At 52.4% G+C, this 5,003-nt stretch carries 3 protein-coding genes and 1 pseudogene; all 4 read right to left on the bottom strand.

Annotated features, from left to right (window positions below):
• Positions 1-202: 202 nt before the first annotated feature.
• Positions 203-1,663, bottom strand: a complete 1,461-nt coding sequence (gene hydA, locus RM811_RS19285; RefSeq protein WP_402527465.1) for a dihydropyrimidinase — start codon at positions 1,661-1,663, stop codon at positions 203-205.
• A gap of 516 nt (positions 1,664-2,179) precedes the next feature.
• Positions 2,180-3,406, bottom strand: coding sequence for a YgeY family selenium metabolism-linked hydrolase (locus tag RM811_RS19290; RefSeq protein WP_402527467.1), 1,227 nt, complete (start codon positions 3,404-3,406; stop codon positions 2,180-2,182).
• Between the two features lie 85 nt (positions 3,407-3,491).
• Positions 3,492-4,685: a diaminopropionate ammonia-lyase gene (dpaL, locus tag RM811_RS19295; RefSeq protein ID WP_402527469.1), complete on the bottom strand. Its 1,194-nt coding sequence runs from the start codon at positions 4,683-4,685 to the stop codon at positions 3,492-3,494.
• Positions 4,686-4,750: 65 nt separating this feature from the next.
• Positions 4,751-5,003: pseudogene (locus RM811_RS19300) on the bottom strand (knotted carbamoyltransferase YgeW); the annotation flags it as partial.

Consider the following 5,003-nt stretch of genomic DNA (forward strand, 5'->3'; position numbering starts at 1 on the left):
CTTGTGTATTTCTTGTCATGGTCTGGAGTCTCTCCAGATTTATCAGTAAAACAGTCGTTGACGATAATCAGTCGATGACTGTTTTACAGTGCTACAAGTTATTACAAAATAACCGAGGGGCACCCGGTTACTGCTGATGGAGGCTTCTGTGTAAGTCCAGTTGTTATAAACTGGCAGTAGCCTGTGAAGTCAGAAAGAAGCCTCACCTGGTAAGGCGGGGAGTGTCACCCCAATACCTGAAACCTTCATCCAATGGTTTGCGATGGATGAACTGCCCGTGACCGGGAGTGCCGGTGAACTGACCATCCCGGACAATGATCTCTCCCCGGGACAGGGTCATCACGGGATAGCCCTGCAACTTCATGCCCTCATAAGGGCAATAGTCAGAGCGACCATGCATAAGCTGCTGGCTGAGAGTGACTTCCCGCCTGGGATCGATGATGACCAGATCCGCATCAGCCCCTTCGGCAATCAGGCCCTTACGGGGATAAAGTCCGAAAAGCTGTGCCGGACGGGTGCTGACCAGTTCAACAAAGTGATTAATGGACAGGCGGTCTTTCATAACGCCTTCCGAAAAGAGCAGTGGAATTCGGTTTTCCACGCCGGGAACCCCGTTGGGGCAATACTGGAAACCATCCCTTCCCGCCCGTTTTTGCGCCATGGTAAATGCGCAGTGATCGGTGGCCACCGTACTGATGGAACCATCCATCAGGCCCTTCCAGAGTTGATTCTGATGATAGTGGTCACGAAGCGGGGGGCTCATGATGAATTTGAGTCCTTCATCATAAGGGTGTGCATTGCTATCGCTCTCACTGGTGGAGCTGTTGTAGCGATTGATATCCAGTAACAGATACTGCGGACAGGTTTCTGCAAACACCGCCTGTCCTCGCTGGTGGGCCTGGCGAATATATTCCAGACCAATGCCGTTGGAGAGGTGAACAATATAAAGAGGGGCATCACCAGCCAGCGTAGCCAGATTGATCATACGACCAACAGCTTCTGCTTCGCACTCCGGTGGTCGACTTAGCGCATGATAAATAGGGGCATTAGATCCCTGCGCCAGAATTTTCTCTTTCAGAAAACGAATAGCACCATCATTTTCCGGATGAACGCAGGTCAGGGCATTGAGTTGATTCAATCGTTCCAGTGCGGCCAGAACCTGACCGTCATCCAGTTTGTAGCCATAGGTCAGGTAGAGTTTGAAACTGGAGATTCCTTCTTCCAGCACCATGGACTCCATCTCTTCAAGAATACTGTCGTCTATATGCTGGATAGTGCCGTGGAAGCTGTAATCAATGACCGCCTTGTCACGGGCAAATTCGTGGTAGCGCTCCAGCTGGTGGTGCAAAGAGCAGCCTGCCGGACCAAAGCCCATGTGGTCAACAATGGTGGTTGTTCCACCGCAGGCTGCTGACACCGTGCCGCTGTAGAAGTCATCACAGCTCTGGGCAATACCCACATCAATATTCAGATGAGTATGAACGTCAACGCCGCCAGGTATCACATAGTGACCGGCGGCGTTGATGATTTCTGTGTCATTATCTCCCTCAGGCAATTCGATATGGGGAGCAATACGTTCAATGATACCGTTGCGAGTCAGTAAATCTGCTCGCTCACTGGTATCCGCATTCACTAGCGTTGCGTTTTTTATAAGGACATTCATGGTCCCTTACCTTTTTTGGCTTAACTGATTTGAACCACAAAGACACGGAAGAAAAGGGTTTCTTGTTCCCACGGTCTTGAGGTTGTCGTAAAAAGGCAAATTAATACCCCACAGTCATCCCCGCGAAGGAGGTTGTCGCAAAACCCTCCGAACACCTCGTTCCCATGCTTTTAGGCCCTGGGGGTCCTGCGTGGGAATGCATACCGTACTCGCCACAAGTGAATAACCAGCCTGAAACCCCCACAGATTCGGGCAAGGAGAGGTTTCTGTACATGCGGCCAAATCCGTATGCATTCCCACGCGGAGCATGGGAACGAGGGTTTTGCGACAACCTCGAAGGCGGGTGTCGCAAAAGGGCAAATATCCCCCCCATCCGTCATCCCCGCGAAGGCGGGGATCCACTGCTAGCGATGGATTCCCGCCTTCGCGGGAATGACGACGGTGGTATTTCTCGTTCCCACGCTTTTAGGCCCTGTGGGTCCTGCGTGGGAACGAGGCGTTTCTCTTCGTTCCTTGTTATTTTTCTTCCAGGTTATGCAGATACATGCCCGGAATCGCAGCGTACATGGCAGCACACTTCACCAGGTGATCTTTCCAGGTCTTCTCATCTGGAGCATGAGCTTCAGGCTCTTTACCCGGTCCAAAGCCAACGACAGGGATGCCGTAACGACCCATGATGGAGACACCGTTGGTAGAGAAGGTCCACTTATCAACCACAGGCTTCTTGTCAAAGAGGAGCTCAAAGCAGTCACCGGTAACCTTGGTCACCATGTGGTCTTCAGGCAGAACCCATGCAGGGAAGTAGCACTCAGTTTCATAAACCAGTCCGGTGTAGGCTGGACGGTCATAGTTGTACATGGTGACCTTGCCGCCAGCTTCCTGAACCGCAGGCAGTGCACGAATTTCTTCCAGCGCACCTTCCCAGCTTTCACCCCAGGTCAGACGACGGTCGATAGAGATGGCGCAGCTGTCAGCAACGGCACAACGGCTTGGGGAGGTGGAGAACACTTCAGAAACAGTCAGGGTACCTTTACCCAGGAACTCATCATCGCCCAGGTGGTTGGCCAGTTCTTTGATCTCATTCAGGATCGGGCCCATCTTGAAGATGGCGTTATCGCCGCGCTCTGGTGCAGAACCGTGGCAGCTGACACCGGCGACTTCTACACGGATTTCCATACGTCCGCGCTGTCCGCGATAGATGTTGCAGTCAGTAGGTTCGGTGCTGACTACGAACTCAGGACGCAGGCCGGTTTCGTTGATGATGTACTGCCAGCACAGGCCGTCGCAGTCTTCTTCCTGAACGGTGCCGGTCACTACCAGAGTGAAGTCGTCTTCCAGTCCCAGGTCCTTGATGATCTTGCCGGCGTAAACCATGGAAGCCATGCCGCCTTCCTGATCGGAAGCACCACGGCCACCGATGGTTTCTTCATCTTCGTAACCCTGATAAGGGTCGAAGGTCCAGTTGTCCAGGTTGCCCACGCCTACAGTATCAATGTGGGCATCCATGGCGATCACGTGTTTGCCGTGGCCAATGTAGCCAAGGATGTTGCCCTGTGGGTCGATTTCTATCTTGTCAAAGCCAACTTTTTCCATCTCTTCCTTGATGCGAAGTACGACTTTTTCTTCGTCGCAGGATTCGCTGGGGATGGCAATCATGTCCCGCAGGAAACGGGTCATATCTGGCTTGTATTCTTCGGCTTTTTTCAGGATTTCAGAAAAAGGGATGTTCAGTTCTTTAGTCATGGTCGTATATCCTTGTTTGTTTTTAAGCCTCGCTCCCACGCAGGACCCATAGGGCCTAAAAGCGTGGGAACGAGATTGTTTTTAATCAGATGCCGTATTTACCTTCCCAGACCACATCCTGATAATTCACGGGGTCAGTATCGCCTTCGGTGTTAAACAGCAGCACCACGGAGTTCTGATCCAGCCCCAGGTCTTTCATGATGGTTTTGGCATCGGGATGATGGGCAATGGCGTACAGTGTGCCGACACCAATAGCGCCAGACTCTCCGGAAATTACCCGCTCATCACCGGCTATTGGGCTGGCGAGAACACGCATGCCGATGGCTGCGGTGCGGTCTTCAACCGACAGGAAGTGACGGCTGCAATTTTTCAATATTTCCCAGCCCAGCGAGTTAGGTTCACCACAGGCCAGCCCCACCATAATGGTGTCCAGGTCACCGGTGACATTAACGGCAGCGCCATCACCGCTACAGCCAGATTGATAAATACAATCAGCCTCGTGAGGTTCAGCCGTGATACCGGTAAAGCGATCCGCACCAAAACGATTGGCCAGATAACCCAGCACACCACCGGCCATGGCGCCAACGCCGGCCTGAAGAATAGTATGAGTTGGTCGTTCAATACCCATGGCCTGCATCTGCTCAACCGCTTCGTCAGCCATGGTCATGTAACCCTGCATGACCCACGCGGGAATTTCGGTATAACCTTCCCAGGCAGTGTCCTGAATCATCAGCCAGCCATTATTATCGGCATTTTTGCAGGCAAGACGGACGGCATCGTCATAGTTAAGATCGGTGACAATACATTCCGCACCTAAACGACGAATGTTATCTACCCGTTCCTGAGCCGCACCTTTGGGCATATAAATAACAGCGTTCTGCCCCAGCTGCATGGCGGCCCAGGCAACGCCACGGCCATGGTTGCCATCGGTGGCGGTGGTAAAGGTGATGGGTTCCTGACCTTTCAGGCTGTCAAAGCTGAACTGCTCCAGCGGTATGCCCAGTTTGTTACTGACACACTGGCCAATGGCATAAGAGCCACCCAGAACCTTGAAAGCATTCAGGCCAAAACGATAAGACTCATCTTTCACCAGAATTTTGCCGAGGCCGAGCTGTTGAGCGAGATGGTCAAGAGAGCGAAGTGGCGTAGGCTTATAGCCGGGAATCCGCTGGTGGAATTCACGGGCAATCCTGGCAACTTCGGTACTGAACAGTGGTGAAGACTCACCGTTAAAGAAGCGGTTAGGCTCCTGTTTGATGGATAAACTGAATTCAGACAAGGTACTTCCCCCCACATGGCTGGCAAACGCTCCCTGACGCCAGCCAGGGAGTGATTCAGAAAAGATCAGGCATCAATACGACGAGCGCCTTTCTTCATCAGGTTTTCAAGCACCACGTCCGGGTTGGCAAAACGACGGTTAAGGATCATGGAAGCAATGATATAAGGCTTCCAGCCCGCTTCCTTGTAGGTGTCTACCAGGTATTTGTTAAACACGCCTTCAGTCACTTCACCTTCCTTACAGGAAACGCCGGTGATGTCTGCAGGCAGGCAGTGCATGTAAAGCGCTTCGCCCTTGCGGGTGTGCTTCATCATCTGT

Source organism: Endozoicomonas sp. (assembly GCF_031844845.1).
Taxonomy (GTDB): domain Bacteria; phylum Pseudomonadota; class Gammaproteobacteria; order Pseudomonadales; family Endozoicomonadaceae; genus Endozoicomonas.

Coding starts and splice junctions, on each gene's coding strand:
- hydA (WP_402527465.1), bottom strand. CDS start 1,663: ATGAATGTCCTTATAAAAAACGCAACGCTAGTGAATGCGGATACCAGT.
- RM811_RS19290 (WP_402527467.1), bottom strand. CDS start 3,406: ATGACTAAAGAACTGAACATCCCTTTTTCTGAAATCCTGAAAAAAGCC.